The organism is Streptomyces sp. SAI-170 (genome assembly GCF_049739565.1).
Classification (GTDB): Bacteria; Actinomycetota; Actinomycetes; order Streptomycetales; family Streptomycetaceae; genus Streptomyces.
The window spans coordinates 2727032-2746725 of the sequence record NZ_JBMGQD010000001.1; the positions used below are offsets into that span (position 1 = coordinate 2727032).

At 71.1% G+C, this 19694-nt stretch carries 12 protein-coding genes; 7 read left to right on the forward strand and 5 right to left on the reverse strand.

Translation table 11 applies throughout. From position 1 onward, the window contains the following. Positions 1-8 precede the first annotated feature (8 nt). Positions 9-2630 carry a glycosyltransferase family 1 protein gene (locus tag RKD23_RS11970; protein ID WP_424853671.1) on the reverse strand — a complete coding sequence of 874 codons (2622 nt, stop codon included), beginning with the start codon at positions 2628-2630 and terminating at the stop codon, positions 9-11. A 582-nt stretch (positions 2631-3212) separates the two neighbouring features. Here RKD23_RS11970 and RKD23_RS11975 point away from each other — a divergent pair. The 5 genes from RKD23_RS11975 to RKD23_RS11995 all read left to right on the forward strand — a co-directional run bounded on the left by RKD23_RS11975 (position 3213) and on the right by RKD23_RS11995 (position 12909). Next, positions 3213-5372: an alpha-1,4-glucan--maltose-1-phosphate maltosyltransferase gene (locus RKD23_RS11975; protein WP_424853672.1), complete on the forward strand. Its 2160-nt coding sequence runs from the start codon at positions 3213-3215 to the stop codon at positions 5370-5372. Further along, positions 5369-7069, forward strand: a complete 1701-nt coding sequence (treS, locus tag RKD23_RS11980; RefSeq protein ID WP_424853673.1) for a maltose alpha-D-glucosyltransferase — start codon at positions 5369-5371, stop codon at positions 7067-7069. Before RKD23_RS11975 ends, treS begins: the two co-directional genes overlap by 4 nt. Positions 7070-7168: 99 nt before the next feature. Then, positions 7169-8557, forward strand: a complete 1389-nt coding sequence (locus RKD23_RS11985; protein WP_424853674.1) for a maltokinase N-terminal cap-like domain-containing protein — start codon at positions 7169-7171, stop codon at positions 8555-8557. A 36-nt stretch (positions 8558-8593) separates the two neighbouring features. Continuing rightward, complete coding sequence (gene glgB, locus RKD23_RS11990; protein WP_424853675.1) at positions 8594-11278, forward strand: 1,4-alpha-glucan branching enzyme; 2685 nt, start codon at positions 8594-8596, stop codon at positions 11276-11278. Between the two features lie 161 nt (positions 11279-11439). Continuing rightward, positions 11440-12909 carry an AAA family ATPase gene (locus RKD23_RS11995; protein WP_424853676.1) on the forward strand — a complete coding sequence of 490 codons (1470 nt, stop codon included), beginning with the start codon at positions 11440-11442 and terminating at the stop codon, positions 12907-12909. On the opposite strand, the gene RKD23_RS12000 is transcribed toward RKD23_RS11995, so the two are convergent. After that, positions 12897-13790: an aldo/keto reductase gene (locus RKD23_RS12000; protein WP_424853677.1), complete on the reverse strand. Its 894-nt coding sequence runs from the start codon at positions 13788-13790 to the stop codon at positions 12897-12899. The two genes, RKD23_RS11995 and RKD23_RS12000, sit on opposite strands and share 13 nt — an antisense overlap. A 1-nt stretch (position 13791) precedes the next feature. Further along, positions 13792-14721, reverse strand: coding sequence for an NAD-dependent epimerase/dehydratase family protein (locus RKD23_RS12005; RefSeq protein WP_424853678.1), 930 nt, complete (start codon positions 14719-14721; stop codon positions 13792-13794). Positions 14722-14766: 45 nt separating this feature from the next. Here RKD23_RS12005 and RKD23_RS12010 point away from each other — a divergent pair, with 45 nt between their 5' ends. Both RKD23_RS12010 and RKD23_RS12015 read left to right on the forward strand, forming a co-directional pair. Beyond that, positions 14767-15276, forward strand: a complete 510-nt coding sequence (locus tag RKD23_RS12010; protein WP_424853679.1) for an Lrp/AsnC family transcriptional regulator — start codon at positions 14767-14769, stop codon at positions 15274-15276. A 179-nt stretch (positions 15277-15455) separates the two neighbouring features. Beyond that, positions 15456-17684, forward strand: coding sequence for a HelD family protein (locus RKD23_RS12015; RefSeq protein WP_424858220.1), 2229 nt, complete (start codon positions 15456-15458; stop codon positions 17682-17684). A 15-nt stretch (positions 17685-17699) separates the two neighbouring features. On the opposite strand, the gene RKD23_RS12020 is transcribed toward RKD23_RS12015, so the two are convergent. Beyond that, positions 17700-18518 carry a class I SAM-dependent methyltransferase gene (locus RKD23_RS12020; RefSeq protein WP_424853680.1) on the reverse strand — a complete coding sequence of 273 codons (819 nt, stop codon included), beginning with the start codon at positions 18516-18518 and terminating at the stop codon, positions 17700-17702. Next, the gene (locus tag RKD23_RS12025; RefSeq protein WP_424853681.1) at positions 18515-19528 is read right to left on the reverse strand and encodes an XRE family transcriptional regulator; all 1014 of its coding nucleotides are present in this window, start codon (positions 19526-19528) and stop codon (positions 18515-18517) included. The genes RKD23_RS12020 and RKD23_RS12025 overlap by 4 nt, the downstream gene beginning before the upstream one ends. Between the last annotated feature and the right edge of the window lie 166 nt (positions 19529-19694).

Consider the following 19694-nt stretch of genomic DNA (forward strand, 5'->3'; position numbering starts at 1 on the left):
CGTCACCTCTACCTCAGCAGCACCCCGGCCGCCTCCACCACCTCCTCCGACGGTGTCGACATCAGGCCCAGTTCCGCGCCGGAGGCCAGCAGGCGGTGGCAGGGCAGGACGCGGACCGTGTAGCCGTAGGGGCCGGTGCGGTCCAGGGACAGCGGGCCCTCGTAGGACCAGCGGCCCTCCAGATCGGGGCCGCCGCCGACCGGCTTGAGAGGAGCCGCCGTGGCGTCGGTGATGCGGTCGTCGGCGTCGACACGGCCCGAGACCGCCTGGATCTCGACGTCGTCCGGGCTGAGGTCACCGAGACGGACCCGGACCCGCAGGGTGAGGGTCGTACCGAGTTCGGCGGTGGCCGTCGCCGCGGAGGTCTCCACATGGTCCACCCGCACCGCCTGCCAGGACCTGCGCACCCGGTCCTTCCAGACGGCCAGTTCGCGGGCCGCGCCGGTGTCCATGGCCCGATGGGCATGGGCGGCCGGCGTGTAGAGGCGCTCGACGTACTCGCGGACCATCCGGCCCGCCAGCACCTTCGGGCCGAGCAGCGTCAGCGTCTGCCGGACCATCTCGATCCACCGCTCGGGCAGACCGCCCCGGCCGCGGTCGTAGAAGCGCGGGGTGATCCGCTGCTCCAGCAGGTCGTACAGGGCGGCGGCCTCGATGTCGTCGCGGTGGTCCGCGTCCGTCCCGGCGCCGTCAGCGGTGGGGATCGCCCAGCCGAAGTCCGGCTGGAACCATTCGTCCCACCAGCCGTCCAGCACCGACAGGTTGAGGCAGCCGTTGAGAGCGGCCTTCATCCCGGAGGTGCCGCACGCCTCCAGCGGACGCAGCGGGTTGTTCAGCCAGATGTCGCAGCCCGGGTAGAGCTTCTGCGCCATCGCCATGCCGTAGTCGGGCAGGAAGACGATCCGGTGGCGCACCCGCGGGTCGTCGGCGAACTTCACCAGCTCCTGGATCAGCCGCTTGCCGCCGTCGTCCGCCGGATGCGCCTTGCCCGCGACGACGATCTGCACCGGCCGCTCGGGATGCAGCAGCAGCTCCATCAGCCGGTCGCGGTCCCGCAGCATCAGCGTCAGGCGCTTGTACGACGGGACACGGCGGGCGAACCCGATGGTGAGGACGTCCGGGTCGAGGACCCCGTCGATCCAGCCCATCTCGGCCGTGCCCGCGCCGCGCTGCCGCCAGGAGGCACGCAGCCGGGACCGCACCTCGGTGACGAGCTGCTCGCGCAGGTCCCGGCGCAGGTCCCAGATCTCCTGGTCGGGGATGTCGGCGACGGCGTCCCAGCGGTCCGAGCCGCCGACGGTCAGCGCGTCCTCGGTGCGCTGGGCGCCGACCTGGCGGGCGCCGAGCCGCAGCACCTGCGGGGCGACCCAGGTCGGCGCGTGCACACCGTTGGTGACGGACGTGATCGGCACCTCGTCCGGGTCGAAGCCGGGCCACAGGCCGGAGAACATCTCGCGGCTGACATGGCCGTGCAGGAGGGACACGCCGTTGGCGCGCTGGGCGAGGCGCAGGCCCATCACGGCCATGTTGAACAGATTGGGCTCACCGCCCGGATAGGTCTCCATGCCCAGCCGGAGGATGCGCTCGACCTCGATGCCCGGCAGTTCCGCACCGGAGCCGAAGTGCCGCGCGACCAGCTCGCGGTCGAAACGGTCGATGCCGGCGGGCACGGGCGTGTGCGTGGTGAACACCGTGCCGGCCCGCACCGCCTCCAGACCGGAGTCGAAGTCCAGCCCGTCCTCGACCAGCTCGGCGATGCGCTCCAGACCGAGGAACCCGGCGTGCCCCTCGTTGGTGTGGAACACCTCCGGCTCCGGGTGCCCGGTGACCCGGCAGTACGTGCGCACCGCCCGGACTCCTCCTATGCCCAGGAGCATCTCCTGCAGCAGCCGGTGCTCGCTGCCGCCGCCGTAGAGCCGGTCGGTGACGCCGCGTTCGCCGAGGGCGTTCTCCTCGACGTCCGAGTCGAGCAGCAGCAGCGGGATCCGGCCGACCTGCGCGACCCAGATCCTGGCGTGCAGCGCCCTGCCGCCCGGCAGCGCCAGGGACACCTGGGCGGGGCTGCCGCCGGGCTCCTCCAGGAGTGCCAGCGGCAGCTCGTTGGGGTCGAGGACCGGGTAGTGCTCCTGCTGCCAGCCGTCCCGGGACAGGGTCTGGCGGAAGTAGCCGTGCCGGTAGAGCAGACCGACCCCGATCAGCGGCACCCCGAGATCGCTGGCCGCCTTCAGATGGTCGCCGGCCAGGATGCCCAGGCCGCCGGAGTACTGCGGCAGCGCGGCGGTGATACCGAACTCCGGCGAGAAATAGGCGATCGCGGCGGGCAGCCCGGCGGGCTGCGCCTGGTACCAGCGGTCGCCGTGGACATAGTCGTTCAGGTCGTCGACGGCCGCGGTCAGCCGGCGCAGGAACCTGCGGTCCCCGGCGAGTTCGGCCAGCCGTCGCGGCGGCACCCCACCCAGAAGCCGTACGGGATCACCGTCCGACGCGGCCCAGCGCTCGGGGTCCACCGACTGGAAGAGGTCACGGGTCTCGGCGTGCCAGGACCAGCGCAGATTACGGGCGAGATCGCCCAGGGGGCGAAGGGGTTCGGGGAGAACGGGACGGACGGTGAATCGACGGATCGCCTTCACATTCCACCTCGGCGCGATTGTGGATGAGACCGCACGGCGGTGTGCGGCTCAACGTCACCCCCGACGTTACCGGCGCCGGTACCGGCCTCGCTGGACCTCTCACCCGCGCGTGCGGGGGAGATCTGTTCGCCTCGGCGTGTCGATCACGTCCGCGGTGTGCGCCGACGAGACTGTGCACGTGACTTTCTCCGGTACTCCGACGACTGTCTCGAACGCAGCAACGTTTCTTTCCGGACATCCGAAAGCCTCACCCGCTTCGGTCGCCAGGCCTTTGGCCAAGGCACCGGCATCCGGCAAAGTGTCCGGAAGGGGCCTCGGCTCGCCGGACGAACTTCTGCGAGTGCCGCGCCAGTAACGGCGGACAGATGGGACCGGCCCCGTTCACCCGGAACGGGGCCGAACTTGTGCGCAGATGTACGCGTGAGTAGTTAACAAAGTGCCGGATTGCCCACCCGAATAGGGTGGGAAGGCTCCTGCGGTACACGCCACCGGTCTCCCGTCACAGGGACACCGAAGGTTCACCCGCAGGACCCATTCCCCACAGCCATCCGCCCACCCACGTTGACGCGGACAGGAGCGGTGATGCCCGCCACGCACCAGACGTCGGCAGTCCCGACGCCCAGCACCGAGCAGACCCCCGTACGACGCGCCCCGCGCGCCAAGACCAGCACCAAGCGCACTCCCGCGAAGACCGCGGCGAAGGCCCCGGCGAAAGCCGCGGCCAAGACCACGGCGAAGACCGCGAAGAAGGCCGCGGCGAAGCCCTCCACGGCTGTGGGGCGTATTCCCGTGCTCGATGTCCAGCCGGCCGTGCAGCGCGGGCGGCGGCCCGCGAAGTCCGTCACCGGCGAGGCCTTCGAGGTCTCAGCGACCGTTTTCCGTGAGGGACATGACGCCGTTTCGGCCAATGTGGTCCTCACCGGCCCCGACGGAAAGTCCGGTCCCTTCACCCCCATGAGGGAACTGGCCCCGGGCACCGACCGCTGGGGCGCCACCGTCGCCCCCGACCGCCCGGGCCTGTGGACCTTCACGGTCGAAGCGTGGAGCGACCCCATCGCCACCTGGCGGCACCACGCGCGGATCAAGGTCCCGGCCGGCATCGACACCGGCCTGGTCCTGGAGGAGGGCGCCCGCCTCCATGAACGGGCGGCCGTGGACACCCCCGAGGCCGACGGCATGCGCGCGACGCTGCTCGCCGCGGCGGACGCCCTGCGCGACGAGAACCGCCCGGCGGCCGTCCGTCTGGCCGCCGCCCTGATGCCCGAGGTGGACGAGGTCCTGGCCCGCCATCCGCTGCGGGATCTGGTGACGGCCTCGGAGCCGTTGCCGCTGCTGGTGGAGCGTGAACGGGCCCTGTACGGCGCGTGGTACGAGTTCTTCCCGCGCTCGGAGGGCACGCCCGAGAACCCGCACGGCACGTTCCGCACCGCCGCCCGCCGGCTCCCCGCGATCGCGGGGATGGGCTTCGACGTGGTCTACCTGCCGCCCATCCACCCGATCGGCACCACCCACCGCAAGGGCCGCAACAACACCCTCGACGCCCTCCCCGACGATGTGGGTGTGCCGTGGGCGATCGGCTCGCCGGAGGGCGGCCACGACGCCATCCACCCCGCACTGGGCACGGCGGAGGACTTCGCCTGGTTCGTCGGCCAGGCGCAGGCCAACGGACTTGAGATCGCCCTGGACTTCGCGCTGCAGTGCTCCCCGGACCACCCGTGGGTGCACAAGCACCCGGAGTGGTTCCACCACCGCCCCGACGGCACCATCGCCTACGCCGAGAACCCGCCGAAGAAGTACCAGGACATCTACCCCATCGCCTTCGACGCCGACATGGACGGCCTCGTCAAGGAGACGGTGCGGGTGCTGCGGCACTGGATGAGCATGGGTGTGCGGATCTTCCGCGTGGACAACCCCCACACCAAGCCCGTGGTGTTCTGGGAGCGGGTCATCGCCGAGATCAACGGCAAGGACCCGGATGTGATCTTCCTGGCCGAGGCGTTCACCCGCCCGGCGATGATGCACACCCTCGCCCAGATCGGGTTCCAGCAGTCGTACACGTACTTCACCTGGCGCAACACCAAGCAGGAGCTCACGGAGTACCTGACCGAGCTGACCGGCGAGGCCGCGAGCTACATGCGGCCCAACTTCTTCGCCAACACCCCCGACATCCTGCACGCCTACCTCCAGCACGGCGGCCGCCCCGCCTTCGAGGTCCGCGCCGTCCTCGCCGCGACCCTCTCGCCGACGTGGGGCATCTACTCCGGCTACGAACTGTGCGAGAACACCCCGGTCCGCGAGGGCACCGAGGAGTACCTCGACTCGGAGAAGTACCAGCTGCGCCCCCGCGACTGGGACACCCCCGACACCATCGCCCCCCTCATCACCCGCCTGAACCAGATCCGCAGGGACAACCCGGCCCTGCGGCAACTGCGCGATCTCCACTTCCACCACGCGGACAAGGAAGAAGTGATCGTGTATTCCAAGACGAGCGGATCGAACACGGTTCTGGTGGTGGCCAACCTCGACCCCCACCACACCCAGGAGGCAACCGTCTCGTTGGACATGCCGCAACTCGGCCTGGACTGGGACGAGTCGGTGCCGGTACGTGACGAACTCACCGGCGAGACCTACCACTGGGGCAGGACGAACTACGTACGTCTCGAACCGGGCCACGCGCCCGCGCACGTGCTGACCGTCCTGCGACCGTCCACCCCGCAGATCGGAGGGTCACCCATAAAATGAGCGTCAACGAGCCCGTTCCGGACACCTTCGAGGACACCCCCGCCAAGGACCGGGATCCTGACTGGTTCAAGCGCGCGGTCTTCTACGAGGTCCTGGTGCGTTCCTTCCAGGACAGCAACGGCGACGGCGTGGGAGACCTGAAGGGTCTGACCGCCAAGCTCGACTATCTGCAGTGGCTCGGTGTCGACTGCCTGTGGCTGCCCCCGTTCTTCCAGTCCCCGCTGCGGGACGGGGGCTACGACGTCTCCGACTACACCGCCGTACTGCCGGAGTTCGGTGACCTGGCCGACTTCGTGGAGTTCGTGGACGCCGCCCACCAGCGCGGCATGCGGGTCATCATCGACTTCGTGATGAACCACACCAGCGACCAGCACCCGTGGTTCCAGGAGTCCCGCAAGGACCCCGACGGGCCCTACGGCGACTACTACATGTGGGCCGACGACGACAAGCAGTACCAGGACGCCCGCATCATCTTCGTCGACACCGAAGTCTCCAACTGGACCTTCGACCCGGTGCGCAAGCAGTACTTCTTCCACCGGTTCTTCTCCCACCAGCCGGACCTCAACTACGAGAACCCGGTGGTGCAGGAGGAGATCCTGTCGGCGCTGAAGTTCTGGCTGGACCTGGGCATCGACGGCTTCCGCCTGGACGCGGTGCCGTACCTGTACGCGGAGGAGGGCACGAACTGCGAGAACCTCCCCGCGACCCATGAGTTCCTCAAGCGGGTGCGCAAGGAGATCGACGCCCACTACCCCGACACGGTGCTGCTGGCGGAGGCCAACCAGTGGCCTGAGGACGTCGTCGACTACTTCGGCGACTTCCAGTCAGGTGGCGACGAGTGCCACATGGCGTTCCACTTCCCGGTGATGCCGCGCATCTTCATGGCCGTACGGCGGGAATCCCGCTACCCGGTCTCCGAGATCCTCGCCAAGACCCCGGCGATCCCCTCGAGCTGCCAGTGGGGCATCTTCCTGCGCAACCACGACGAGCTCACGCTCGAGATGGTCACCGACGAAGAGCGCGACTACATGTACGCGGAGTACGCCAAGGACCCGCGCATGCGGGCCAACATCGGCATCCGCCGCAGGCTCGCGCCGCTGCTCGACAACGACCGCAACCAGATCGAGCTGTTCACGGCCCTGCTGCTCTCCCTGCCGGGCTCGCCGATCCTGTACTACGGCGACGAGATCGGCATGGGCGACAACATCTGGCTCGGCGACCGGGACGCCGTACGGACGCCGATGCAGTGGACACCTGATCGCAACGCAGGATTTTCCTCGTGCGACCCCGGCAGGCTCTACCTGCCGACCATCATGGATCCGGTGTACGGCTACCAGGTGACCAACGTCGAGGCGTCCATGTCGTCGCCGTCGTCGCTGCTGCACTGGACCCGCCGGATGATCGAGATCCGCAAGCAGAATCACGCCTTCGGGCTCGGCTCGTACACGGAACTGCACTCCACCAACCCGGCGGTGCTCGCGTTCCTCCGGGAGTACGGCGACGATCTGGTGCTCTGCGTCAACAACTTCTCCCGCTTCGCCCAGCCCACCGAGCTGGACCTGCGGGAGTTCAGCGGACGCCACCCGGTCGAGCTGATCGGCGGGGTGCGGTTCCCGGCGATCGGCGAACTGCCGTATCTGCTGACCCTGGCGGGTCACGGCTTCTACTGGTTCCGGCTCCGCAAGGACGCCGTATAAGACCGGAAGACGTCGTCCACAACCTGGGGCGGGTCGGTTTTCACCGTCCCGCCCGGGGCACGCAACAGTAATCACCCTGCCGGGGAAAGGACGCATGCCATGTCGGAAGCCGTCACCCGCCCCGCAACGATCCGCAGCGGCCTGCTCCCGTCACTCGAACCCTTATTGCGCGAATGGCTTCCGCGGCAGCGCTGGTTCGCGGGGAAGGGACGCCCGGTCACCGGACTGTCCCTGGTGTCGGCGACCGAACTGGTGCCCGCGAACGGCCGGTTGGGCTTGCACCATCTGCTCGTCCGCGCCCATCAGCCCTCGACGCTGGGCGCCCCGACCCACCCCGGCGACTGCTACCAGCTGCTGATCGGAGCGCGCGAGGCACTGCCGCCGCATCTCGCGCCCGCGCTGATCGGCCATGTGCAGGACGGCCCCCTCGCCGGACGCACCGTGTACGACGCGCTCTACGACCAGCGCCCCGCGGAGCTGCTCCTGGAGGCACTGCGCAGCCGGGCCCGGGTGGGCGCCCTCCGCTTCGACGGCGAGTCGGCCCAGGAGATCCGGTCCGGGCTGGTGCCGCGGCTGGTGACGTCCGAACAGTCCAATTCGTCCGTCGTCTATGGAGATACGTTCATCCTGAAGCTGTTGCGCCGGGTCGTGCCGGGCGTCAACCCCGACCTTGAGCTGCCGCTGGCGCTGGCGCGTGAGGGCTGCGCCCGGGTGCCCGAGCCGACGGCCTGGATACGGGCGGAGCTGGACCCCGAGCCGTACGTCCTCGGTGTGCTGCAACCGTTCGTGCAGGGCGCCGCCGACGGCTGGGAACTGGCGCTGAGCGAGCTGGCCAAGGGCGAGGACTTCACCGCCGAGGCCCGCGCGCTGGGCCGGGCCACCGCCGAGGTGCACACGGCCCTCGCCGCCGCCCTGCCGACCGTCACTCTCGGCCACGCCCAACTGGAGCCCCTGGTGGCCGGCATGCGCGAACGTCTGGACGCGGCCGCCCAGGCGGTGCCCGCGCTGCGGCCCTACGCCCCCGGCCTGCGCACCGCCTTCGACGCCCTGGCCGACCTCGCCGCCGAGGGCCACACCTGGACCGCCCAGCGCATCCACGGCGACCTGCACCTCGGGCAGTGCCTGCGGTCGCCGTCGGGCCGGTGGTCGCTGATCGACTTCGAGGGCGAGCCCGCCAAACCGCTCGCCGAGCGGCGGATGCCGCAGCCGGCCGTCCGGGACGTCGCCGCCATGCTGCGCTCCTTCGACTACGCGGCCCACTCCGTGAACCCGCCCGCGCCCGCCTGGGCGCACGCCTGCCGGGCCGCCTACTGCACCGGATACGCGGAGGCGGGCGGACCCGATCCGCGGACCGATCCGGTGCTGCTGCGTGCCTATGAGACCGACAAGGCGGTTTACGAAGTGGTCTACGAGGCCCGCCACCGCCCCGACTGGCTTCCGGTCCCGCTCTCCGCGGTGCACCGGCTCGCGTCACCCGACCTGACCTGACCACCTCACCAGACCCGCGCCCAGGAGGCTCCTCCCGTGACCCCCAGCTCCCCGTCCAGCGGCCCGCGCCAGGAAACCACGGCCGAAGAGACGGCCAAGGAGACGCGCATTCCGGCGCAGAAGAAGGCTGCTGCGGCCAAGAAGACTCCTACGGCGAAGAAGGCCCCGGCTCCGGCCAAGAAGGCGACGCCCGCGAAGAAGGAAGCTTCCGCGACAAAGGCGGCTCCCGCGAAGAAGGCCACGGCGAAGAAGACGACCGCTGCGGCGGCGAAGAAGACGGCAGCGACGGCGAAGAAGACAACGACCGCGGCGGCGAAGAAGACAACCGCCCCGGTCGCGAAGAAGGCGACGAAGGCAACGGCGAAGACGACCAAGGCCGTGGCGAAGAAGGCGACCACGAAGAAGGCGGCACCGGCCAAGAAGACGGCTCCGGCCAAGAAGGCCCCCGCCGCCAAGAAGGCCCCTGCCACCAAGAAGACCGCTGCTGCCAAGAAGGCCACCCCGATCACGCCCGCCACCCCGGTCACCCCGGCCCCCTCCCCCGCCCTCGACGCGGTCGACCGCGACCGGCTGCTCTCCGGCACGCACCACGACCCGCACGGCGTCCTCGGCGCGCACCCGCACCCCGACGGTGTCGTCTTCCGCGCCCTGCGGCCGTACGCCCTGTCGGTCACCGTCGTCACCGGCGACCTGCGGGCCGACCTGCACGACGACGGGGACGGCTTCTTCTCGGGCCTGCTGCCGCTGCGGGAGGTGCCGGAGTACCGGCTGCGGGTGACGTACGAGGGCAGCGAGCTGGAGGTGGAGGACGCGTACGGCTTCCTGCCCACGCTCGGTGAGCTGGACCTGTATCTGATCGGTGAGGGGCGCCACGAGGAGCTGTGGAAGGCGCTGGGCGCGCACCCGATGACGCACCAGGGGGTGACCGGCACCCGGTTCGCGGTGTGGGCGCCGAACGCGCGGGGTGTGCGGGTGGCCGGCACCTTCAACTACTGGGACGGCACCGGCTCTCCGATGCGCTCGCTGGGCTCCTCGGGGGTGTGGGAGCTGTTCGTGCCGGAGATCGGCGAGGGTGAGCTGTACAAGTTCGAGATCACCCGCCCCGACGGCTCGCGCACGCTGCGCGCGGACCCGCTGGCCCGCCGTACGGAGGAGCCGCCGGCCACGTCGTCGATCGTGTACGCCTCGCACTACGAGTGGGGCGACGAGGAGTGGCTCGCGCAGCGGGCGGAACGCCCCGCGCACGAGGCGCCGTTCTCGGTGTACGAGGTGCACCTGCCGTCCTGGCGGCCGGGGTTGACGTACCGGCAGCTGGCCGAGCAGCTCCCGGCGTACGTGAAGGACCTGGGCTTCACGCATGTGGAGCTGATGCCGGTCGCCGAGCACCCGTTCGGCGGGTCGTGGGGCTATCAGGTCACCGGCTTCTACGCGCCGACGGCCCGGCTCGGTACGCCGGACGACTTCAGGTACCTGGTGGACCAGCTGCACCAGGCGGGCATCGGTGTGCTGATGGACTGGGTGCCGGCGCACTTCCCGCGGGACGACTGGGCGCTGGCGGAGTTCGACGGGCGTCCGCTGTACGAGCACGAGAACCCGCTGAAGTCGGCGCACCCCGACTGGGGCACGCTGGAGTTCGACTTCGGCCGCCGTGAGGTGCGCAACTTCCTGGTCGCGAACGCCGTGTACTGGTGCGAGGAGTTCCACATCGACGGCCTGCGGGTGGACGCGGTCGCCTCGATGCTCTACCTGGACTACTCGCGCGAGCCGGGTCAGTGGGTGCCGAACGAGCACGGCGGCCGGGAGAACCTGGACGCGGTGGCGTTCCTGCAGGAGATGAACGCGACGGTGTACCGCAGGGCGCCGGGTGTGGTGACGATCGCGGAGGAGTCGACGGCCTGGGACGGCGTCACGCGTGCCACCCACCACAAGGGCCCGAGCGGTTTCGGCGGGCTCGGTTTCGGCCTGAAGTGGAACATGGGCTGGATGCACGACTCGCTGGACTACATGAGCAAGGAGCCGGTGCACCGCAAGTACCACCACAACGAGATGACCTTCTCGATGGTGTACGCGTACAGCGAGAACTACGTCCTGCCGATCTCCCACGACGAGGTCGTCCACGGCAAGCGGTCCCTGGTGTCGAAGATGCCGGGCGACTGGTGGCAGCAGCGCGCCAACCACCGCGCCTACCTCGGCTACATGTGGGCCCACCCCGGCAAGCAACTGCTGTTCATGGGGCAGGAGTTCGCCCAGGGCGCGGAGTGGTCGGAGGCGCACGGCCCCGACTGGTGGCTGCTGGACCCGGCCTACGGGGCCGAGCAGGAACACCGGGGCGTCCGCGACCTGGTCCGCGACCTGAACACCACCTACCGGGCCGTCCCCGCCCTCTGGGAGCGCGACAGCCACCCCGACGGCTTCGCGTGGGTCACCGCCGACGCCGCCGACGACAACGTCCTCGCCTTCCTCCGCCACGACGCCGAGGGCACGCCCCTGCTGGCGGTCAGCAACTTCTCCCCGGTGCCCCGCGAGGACTACCGCCTGGGCGTCCCCGACGACGTCCCCGCCTGGCACGAGGCCCTCAACACGGACGCCGCCCGCTACGGCGGCACCGACGTCACCCTCCCCGGCCCGGTCAAGCCCGAGCCCCAGCCCTGGCACGGCCACCCGGCCAGCATCCGGCTGACCCTGCCGCCCCTGGCCACGGTCTGGCTGCGGCCGGCCTGAGCCTGAGGCCCGCTGCCCGGCCGGGGTCCCGTCCTTCGGGGCTCCGGCCCGGCTGCGCCATCAGGGGCCCTGGACCGGAAATCCTTTGACCCGTTCGTCCCGCCCCGCTCACGCTGGAACCCCTCCGCACCACCCACCTCCGGCACACGGGGAGACGCCGCATGACGGATTCCGGCAAGGTCGAGATCGTCAGCTCGGACGAGTACGAGGCGCGGTTCGGACCGGACCGCGAGCCCTCGCCGCTGTCGATCGAGGAGGTCAGCGGGCTGTTCACCGAGTTCCTCATGGCGGTCGCCCGGCCGCGCCGCAAAGAGGCCGACGAGAGCCGGGACCTTAGCCGGCGCCTGCGTGAGCATCTCGGGGCCGCGCCCGCCGACCGGCCGGTGGTGAAGGCGGCGTACCCGCCCTACGACCTGCCCAATGTGCACCTCGCGCTGGAGCGCTGGTTCGAGGCCGAGGACCGCTCCTACGAGCTGATCGGCATGCGCGGCGCCCAGCACCACGGCGAGCTGACCCTCGGCGACATCCTGGAGGCCGCCGATCGCTACGACCGGTTCACCGTCGGCGCCGTCGACTACGCCCATCTGCCGGTGTCCCCGGACGAGGAACTCGCCTGTGTCTCCTGCGGGTTCTACCTGGGCCGTGCGGGCGGCGAGCGTTTCGCGGTGCTGCTGCGCGGCCCGCAGGACGAGTACGGACGCAACAAGGTCGAGGTCGAAGTCCTCGCACAGGACAAGGAGTTCGCCGACCGGATGCTGGCTGGGCTGGACGCCCTGGTGCGCGAGCACAACATCTTCCGCGGCCAGGTGCTCTCCTTCGAGGGCGCGGAGTTCGGCCACGGCCTCGGCCCGTTCCGCTTCCACCGCCGCCCCGCCCTGACCCGCGCCGACATCGTCCTCCCGGACGGTCTGCTGGACCGCGTGGAGCGCCAGGTCGTGGGCGTGGCCCGGCGGCGCGAGCGGCTGCGGGCCGCGGGTCAGCATCTGCGCCGCGGACTGCTGCTGTACGGGCCGCCCGGCACCGGCAAGACGCACACGATCCGCTATCTGCTGTCCCACCTGCCGCAGTTCACGGTCGTCGTCCTGTCCGGCGAGAGCATCGACGCCATCGGTCCGGCCTGCGCCCTCGCCCGGATGCTCCAGCCGGCCCTCGTCGTCCTGGAGGACTGCGACCTGATCGCCGAGTCCCGCGACCACGGCGGCGGTGAACAGCCCCTGCTCTTTCAGGTGCTGAACGAGATGGACGGCCTCGGCGACGACGCCGACGTCGCCTTCCTGCTCACCACCAACCGGGCCGACCTGCTGGAGCCGGCCCTGGTGCAGCGGCCGGGCCGGGTCGACCTCGCCGTGGAGATCCCGCTGCCGGACGCCGCGGGCCGCGCCCGGCTGCTGGAGCTGTACGGTGCCGGCCTCGGGCTGGACGAGGAGATCACCGCCGAGGTGGTGGCCCGCACCGAGGGCACGACGGCGTCCTTCACCAAGGAGCTCGTACGCCGGGCCGTGCTGATCGGCGCCGAGCGCGAGGCCCCGCGCACCGAGCCCGCCGACGTACGGGCCGCCCTCGACGAGCTGCTCTCCGACCGGGACCTGCTGACCCGGCGGCTGCTGGGCGTGCCTGATCAGGAGGAGTGAACCGCGGCGTCCAGGCGGGCCCGTTCCTGCGCCGAAAGCTCCAGGCCGGCCGCTGCCGCCGAGTCCCGGATCGTCTCGGGCCGGCTCGCGCCCGGGATCGGGATCACCGTCGGGGACCGTGTGAGCAGCCAGGCCAGGCACACCTGCTGGGGGCTGACCCCGCGCTCGTCGGCCACGGCGTGGAAGGCCGCGAACCGGGGCTCGCGCTCCTGCCGGGAGGGCCCGTCCAGGGAGCTGCGGGAGATGCCGCCGAGCGGGCTCCAGGGCAGGAAGGCGAGCCCGAGCCCGGCGCACAGGCGCAGCTCGGGGTCGCTGTCCCGGACGGCCGGGGAGTACTGGTTCTGCACGGAGACGAGCCGGTCGCCGAGGATCGTACGGGCCGTGCGGATCTGCCCGGCGTCGGCGTTGGAGAGGCCGGCCAGCCGGATCGTGCCCGCGTCGAGCAGGTCGCGCAGCGCGCCCACAGACTCCTCGAAGGGGATGGACGGGTCGGGCTTGTGCAGCTGGTACAGGCCGATGGCGTCGACGCCGAGCCGCTTCAGGGACCCCTCGGCGGCGGCCTTCAGATGCGCGGGGTCGCCGTTCACCGTCCAGGACCCGTCCGCCGGCCTGCCCCGGCCGCCCTTCGTCGCGACGAGCACCTGCGAGGTGTCACCGCCGTACGTCGCCAGGGCGCGGGCGAGCAGCAGTTCGTTGTGGCCGGGTTCGGCGCCGGGCAGGTGGTAGGAGTCGGCCGTGTCCAGCAGGGTCACGCCCGCGTCGAGGGCGGCGTGCACGGTGGCCAGGGCGCGCGCCTCGTCGGGGCGGCCCTCCAGGGACAGCGGCATCGCGCCGAGCCCGATCGCGCTCACCTTCACGTCACCGAGGGTGCGGTAGCGCATGTCAGTGGTCCTTTCCGAGAGTATGCGCGGCGGCGAGGGTTTCCGTGACGGCCCGCGGGAGCCACTGCCGTGCGTTGCCGAAGCGGAAACCGAGCTCGACGGCCCGGGAGTTGTCCATCCCGTACGAGCGGCGGAAGGAGAACGGCGACACGGCGCCCACTTTCACCTCCTGGAAGACGGTCTTGCCGTGGGGCAGGTGCACGGCCAGCTCCGCGCACAGGTCGTCGGTGGTCAGCCGCCCGTGGGAGGCGGCGTTGACCGGCCCGGTGAAGTCCTGGCCGGCCGCCCACAGGAGGAAGTCGGCGATCTCCTCGACGTGGATGTACGTCGCCGGATGGTTCGCCTCCGGGACGGCGATCGGCTCGCCCGCGCTGATGCGGTCGGCGTAGTGGGCCAGCCGGCCGGTGAAGTCGTCGGCGCCGCCCAGCACATGGGCCACGCGGACGGCGACGTACGACAGGCCGGGCGCCGCCGTGAACACCGCCTCGGCCTGCCGCTTGCCCTCGCCGTAGTGGGCTTCGAGGAACTCCGGGTCGTCCCAAGGGAGTTCGAGGTCCACGGCGATCGTGCGCGGGTCCAGGTCGCTCTCGCGGACGGGGGCGATGGAGTCCTCGTACTCGTACACCTCCACCGTGGACGTCATCACATAGCGGCCCACCCGGCCGGCGAGGACACGGACCGCGAGGTCGGCCTGGCGCGGGGTGTAGCAGACCTGGTCGACGACGACGTCGAAGGTGCGCTCCCCGAGCGCGGCCCGCAGCGCGTCCTCGTCGTCCCGGTCGGCGATCAGCCGGACCGCGCCGGGCGGGGGCGGGGCGGAGCCGCGATTGAGGACCGTGACCCGGTCACCCGCGGCCAGCAGCCGCTCGATCAGCCGCCTGCCGAAATAGCGGTTGCCTCCGATGACCAGTACCTCGCGTGCCTTTGTCATGGCCATAATTCTCCTGGCCGGACAGCGCGCCATGAAGGGGAGAACATGGGAGATCAGGCGGCCGCGCCGAAAGAAACACGGCATCTGCGGGCGGCTACCAGCGAAACATCGGCGGCCCTCGACGCCCTGGACCGGCAGATCCTGCACCTGCTCCAGACGGACGGCCGGATCAAGCTGAGCGAGCTCGGGCGGCGGGTGCGGCTGAGCCCGGCGGCGGTCACCGAGCGGGTGCGCCGACTGGAGGCTGCGGGCGTGATCAGCGGCTACGGCGCCCGGGTCGTCCCGGCCCGCCTCGGCTACGGCATTCAGGCGTTCATCAGGGTCAACCCGCACGGCGGCTACACCCTCAAGCATCCGCGGACCCTGGAGCTGATCGAGCGCCCCGAGATCACCGAGGTGCACCACGTGGTCGGTGAGGATTGCTGGATCCTCAAGGTCGCCGTGCGCGACACGGTCCATCTGGAGGACGTCCTGGAGGAGATCTCCGCGCTGGGCCGCACGACGACCTCGATCGTGCTGACCTCGCCGGTGGAGGGCAAACCGCTGCTGCCGTGAGAAGCGCGCTGCCGCGCGCAGGACACAGAAAATCCCCCGGGCAATTGCGCTCGGGGGATTGCTTTGCGTATATTTATTGATTCGCGACTTCAAGAAGATTGGGTCGCAAAGAAGTTCAGTGAGCACAGTATATCTGCGCGGGAGTGGCATTGTCAAACAGGGTTGAAAACAGCGGTGAAATTCTTGCCGAGCAGGAATTCATCGACGGTCTGTACGCCCGCGTGGACCTGCTGCGCGGCGAGACCGAGACGTCCGTGGACGACGCGCTCGCGCAGGGCGACACGCCCATGCAGGCCCGGCTGGAGCGGGACATCCTCGTCGCCGAGCGCTCCGGACTGCTGGCCGCGCTGAACGCCGTGGACGGCTCGCTGTGCTTCGGCAGGATCGACCTGTCCTCCGGCGACAGCCACCACATCGGCCGTATCGGCCTGCGCCGCGACGACGCCGAGCGCACGCCCGTGCTGATCGACTGGCGCGCGGAGGTCGCCCGCCCCTTCTACCTGGCCACCGGCCACACCCCGATGGGCCTGCGCCGGCGCCGCCACATCTCCACCGACGGCCGCCGGGTCACCGCCCTGCACGACGAGTTCCTCGACGTCGGCGACCGGGAGCGCACCGGCTTCGAGGACCCGGCCGGTGACGCCGTGCTGCTCGCCGCGCTGAACTCCGCCCGCACCGGCCGGATGAGCGACATCGTGCAGACCATCCAGGCCGAGCAGGACGAGATCATCCGCGCGCCCCACCGCGGCGTGCTCGTCGTCGAAGGTGGCCCGGGCACCGGCAAGACCGCGGTCGCGCTGCACCGCGCGGCCTACCTCCTCTACGAGCACCGCGAGCTGCTCGCCCGCCGCGCCGTGCTCATCGTCGGCCCCAACCCGGCCTTCCTCGGCTACATCGGCGAGGTGCTGCCCTCCCTCGGCGAGACCGGCGTGCTCCTCGCGACCGTCGGCGAGCTGTTCCCCGGCGTGAAGGCGACCGCCACGGACACGCCCGAGGCGGCCGCGGTGAAGGGCCGCGCCGACATGGCCGACGTGCTCGCCGCCGTCGTACGCGACCGGCAGGCGCTGCCCGACCCGGTCATCGCCGTCGAGCACGACCGCGAGGTGCTGATGCTCGACGACGGCCTGGTCAATGTCGCCCGGGAGCGCACCCGCGCCGCCAAGCTGCCGCACAACGCCTCCCGCGAGTACTTCGAGGGCCACATCCTCAACACCCTCACCGAGCTGTACGCCGAACGCGTGGGCACCGACCCCTACGACGGCTCGAACCTGCTCGACGCCAGCGACATCACCCAGATCCGCGACGACATCGCCGAGAACCCGGAAGTCTGGGCGGCCATCGACCAGTTGTGGCCGCGCCTGACCCCGCAGCGACTGGTCGCCGACTTCCTCGCCGCCCCCGAGGGCTACGTCGCCGACGCGGACGCCGCCGCCATCCGCCGCCCGGTCACCCGGGCCTGGACGGTGGCGGACGTGCCGCTGCTGGACGAGGCGGCCGAACTCCTGGGCGAGGACGACCGGTTGGCCCGCGCGCTGGCCGAGCGGGAGCGCGAGACGCAGGTGGCGTACGCGCAGGGCGTGCTGGACGTGTCGTTCGCGTCGCGGACGTACGAGTTCGAGGACAAGGAGGAGGACGACCCCGAGGCCTCCGAGGTCCTGTCCGCGCACGACATCATCGACGCCGAGCGGTTCGCCGAGCGGCATGAGGAGGCCGACCACCGCAGCGCCGCCGAACGCGCCGCGGCCGACCGCACCTGGGCGTTCGGGCACATCATCGTCGACGAGGCGCAGGAACTGTCCCCGATGGCCTGGCGGTTGCTGATGCGCCGCAGCCCGACCCGCTCGATGACCCTGGTCGGCGACCCGGCCCAGACCGCCGAGGCGGCCGGCGTCGGCTCCTGGGAGAAGATCCTCGCGCCCTACGTCGAGGACCGCTGGGAGCACACCCGCCTCGGCGTCAACTACCGCACCCCGGCCGAGATCATGGACCTGGCGGCAGCGGTCGTACGCGCCGAGCAGCCCGGCTTCGAGCCGCCCCGCTCGGTCCGCTCGACGGGCGTACACCCGTGGATCCGCGCCACGACCGACCTGCCCGCGGCAGTCTCGGAGGCGGTCACCGAACTCACCCCCGAGGAGGGCCGCCTGGCCGTCATCGCCCCACGCGACCTCCACCGCAGGCTGGCCGCCCACCTCGACGGCGTCACGGCGGGCGGGGAGCCCGACCTGACCCACCAGGTCGTCCTCCTCGACCCCCGCCAGGCCAAGGGCCTCGAATTCGACTCGGTCCTGGTCGTCGAACCGGCCCGCTACGGCACGAGCGACCTCTACGTGGCCCTGACGCGGGCGACGCAGCGGCTGGGGGTGCTGCACACGGGGGCGTTGCCCAAGGGGCTGGTGGACGCGGCCTGAGCCGCACGGCCGCGCTCAGCGGTGGCAGACGAGGATGCCGCCCAGACATGTGACCTCGAAGGTCCCGTACCGGGCAAGGTGTTCGAGGAGGATCGTGCGGGCCCGCTCGATCGTGTCCGCGAAGGGCACGTCGTGCTGATCCGCCCATGCCCGGTAGGAGGCCATGTGCGCGATGACCGGCTCGGGCTCCCGCACCGTGATGGTGCCCGGCAGTTCGATCGTCTCCACGCGACCGAACTCCTCGCCCAGGAAGACTCCGGCCTTCTCCAGGGAGAAGCGGGCGCTGAGCGAGATACGGGCCGGGCCGCGTCCGGTGCCGAGGACGTCACCGGCGGCCCGCTGCCACAGGTCGTCGAGTTCGGCCTTGTCCCGGTCGCTGTTGGTGGAGGCGATCACCATCCCGTCGGCGGCGACGACCCGGGACAGCTCCCGTACCGCCCGGGGGATGTCGGGGACGTGGTAGAGCATGTGCAGCGCCAGAGCGGCGTCGACGCTCGCCGTCGCCAACGGCAGGTGGGTGGCGTCCGCCACGGCGACAGGGCCGGGCACGCCCGCGAGGATGCCGGGAGCGAGGTCAAGTCCGAGCAGGGCCAGATCGGGCCGGTCGTCGCGAAGCCGCCGGATGAACCTGCCGTTGCCGCAGCCGACGTCCACGACGCTCCCGCGTACGCCGCTCAGCTGCTCGGCGACGATGCCGGGCAGGTCGTAGCGGGGTGTCTGCCAGCGGTAGAGCGACTGGCGGGCGGCCAGATCCCGGTCGCTGCTGTAGGCGCTCCCGGCGAGGCGGTCCCGATCGGTGACGGCGGCGTCGTGTGCGGCGGACAGTTCGGTCACGTCGGCAGATCCGGAGGGTTGACTGGGGGCGAGGTCGCGAGGACGGCTGTGTGGTGGAGTCGTTCGCGTAGGTGTGCGGCCTGCGCGGCTCCACCGTACTGCGGTCCACTCAGCTCCCGGCCCAGAGCGGTGAGCCGGCGCACGATGCTGGCCGACATGCGCTCGGCTGGGGATTCGAGGACGAACAGGAGCATCGCCTCGGTGCCGTCGAGGTCGCCCAGGAGCAGACGGCCGCGGGCCAGGTCGACATGGGCGGCGAACAGGTCGCCGACCGACCGGTCGTCGTCCGCCGCGCTGCGGTAGAGGAGAATCGCGGTCTCGGCGCTGGCAATGGCCTGCTGGACATGTTCCCGCCCCCCCAGGGCCAGATGGCTCGTCCCGGCGTACGCGAACTGTTTGGCCGCCGGGAAGGCGAAGACGCCCAGCACCTCGTCCTGCGCTGACAGTGCCTCACGGGAGCGTTCGGCGTCCGCCAGCGCGGCCACCGCTCCCACCCGGTCCCCGGCTATGGCCAGCGCCCGCGCCTCCAGGCTTGCCAGCCTGGCCCCGATGCTGCCGGGCGCCCGGTGGCGGTGGCCGGACCGGGCCAGCCGAGCCGCCTGCTCGTACCGCCCGGTCCAGTAGGCGATCAGCGACTCCACGGCTCGCACCCAGGCCAGCATCCCCTGGTGCCCGGCCGCCTCCGCGCACGCCCGCGCGGTACGGGCATGCGTGGCTGCGGACTCGTAGTCGCCCACGTCCAGGCAGACATGCGAGGACAATCCGCACAAACGTGAGGCCGCCAGGTACAGGTCGGCGGTCTGCCGAGGGTGCTGACGCCCCCGCAGCAACGCGAACGCCCCGTCCCGCAGCCGCTTGATCTCGACGTACAGCTCCAGCAACGGATGGCTGACGTAGGCGCGGGCGAGCCGGGCGACATCGGCCTCCAACTGTTCGACGACGAACTCGTCGGCGTTGCGCTGCGCGATGAACCGGGCGAAGTCGGCCGACACCGCTGCGTCCGCCGACACGGCCTCCGCGGCCGGGCGCGGACGCCGAACACCTGGGCCAGGTATTTCCGGGTGTACGGGACGGGAACACGCACCTCGCGCTCGTATCGCCCGATCTCCTTCCCGGTCTTGGCGGCGCGCCCCTCCAGGGCGTTGTACTCGTCGGCCACCCGCTGCTGGGTCCAGC

What these genes read in the sequence shown, in the direction of transcription:
- RKD23_RS12005 (WP_424853678.1), bottom strand. Translation starts at nt 14,721, where the DNA reads ATGACAAAGGCACGCGAGGTACTGGTCATCGGAGGCAACCGCTATTTC.
- RKD23_RS12010 (WP_424853679.1), top strand. Translation starts at nt 14,767, where the DNA reads ATGGGAGATCAGGCGGCCGCGCCGAAAGAAACACGGCATCTGCGGGCG.
- RKD23_RS12000 (WP_424853677.1), bottom strand. Translation starts at nt 13,790, where the DNA reads ATGCGCTACCGCACCCTCGGTGACGTGAAGGTGAGCGCGATCGGGCTC.
- treS (WP_424853673.1), top strand. Translation starts at nt 5,369, where the DNA reads ATGAGCGTCAACGAGCCCGTTCCGGACACCTTCGAGGACACCCCCGCC.
- RKD23_RS11985 (WP_424853674.1), top strand. Translation starts at nt 7,169, where the DNA reads ATGTCGGAAGCCGTCACCCGCCCCGCAACGATCCGCAGCGGCCTGCTC.
- RKD23_RS11995 (WP_424853676.1), top strand. Translation starts at nt 11,440, where the DNA reads ATGACGGATTCCGGCAAGGTCGAGATCGTCAGCTCGGACGAGTACGAG.
- RKD23_RS11975 (WP_424853672.1), top strand. Translation starts at nt 3,213, where the DNA reads ATGCCCGCCACGCACCAGACGTCGGCAGTCCCGACGCCCAGCACCGAG.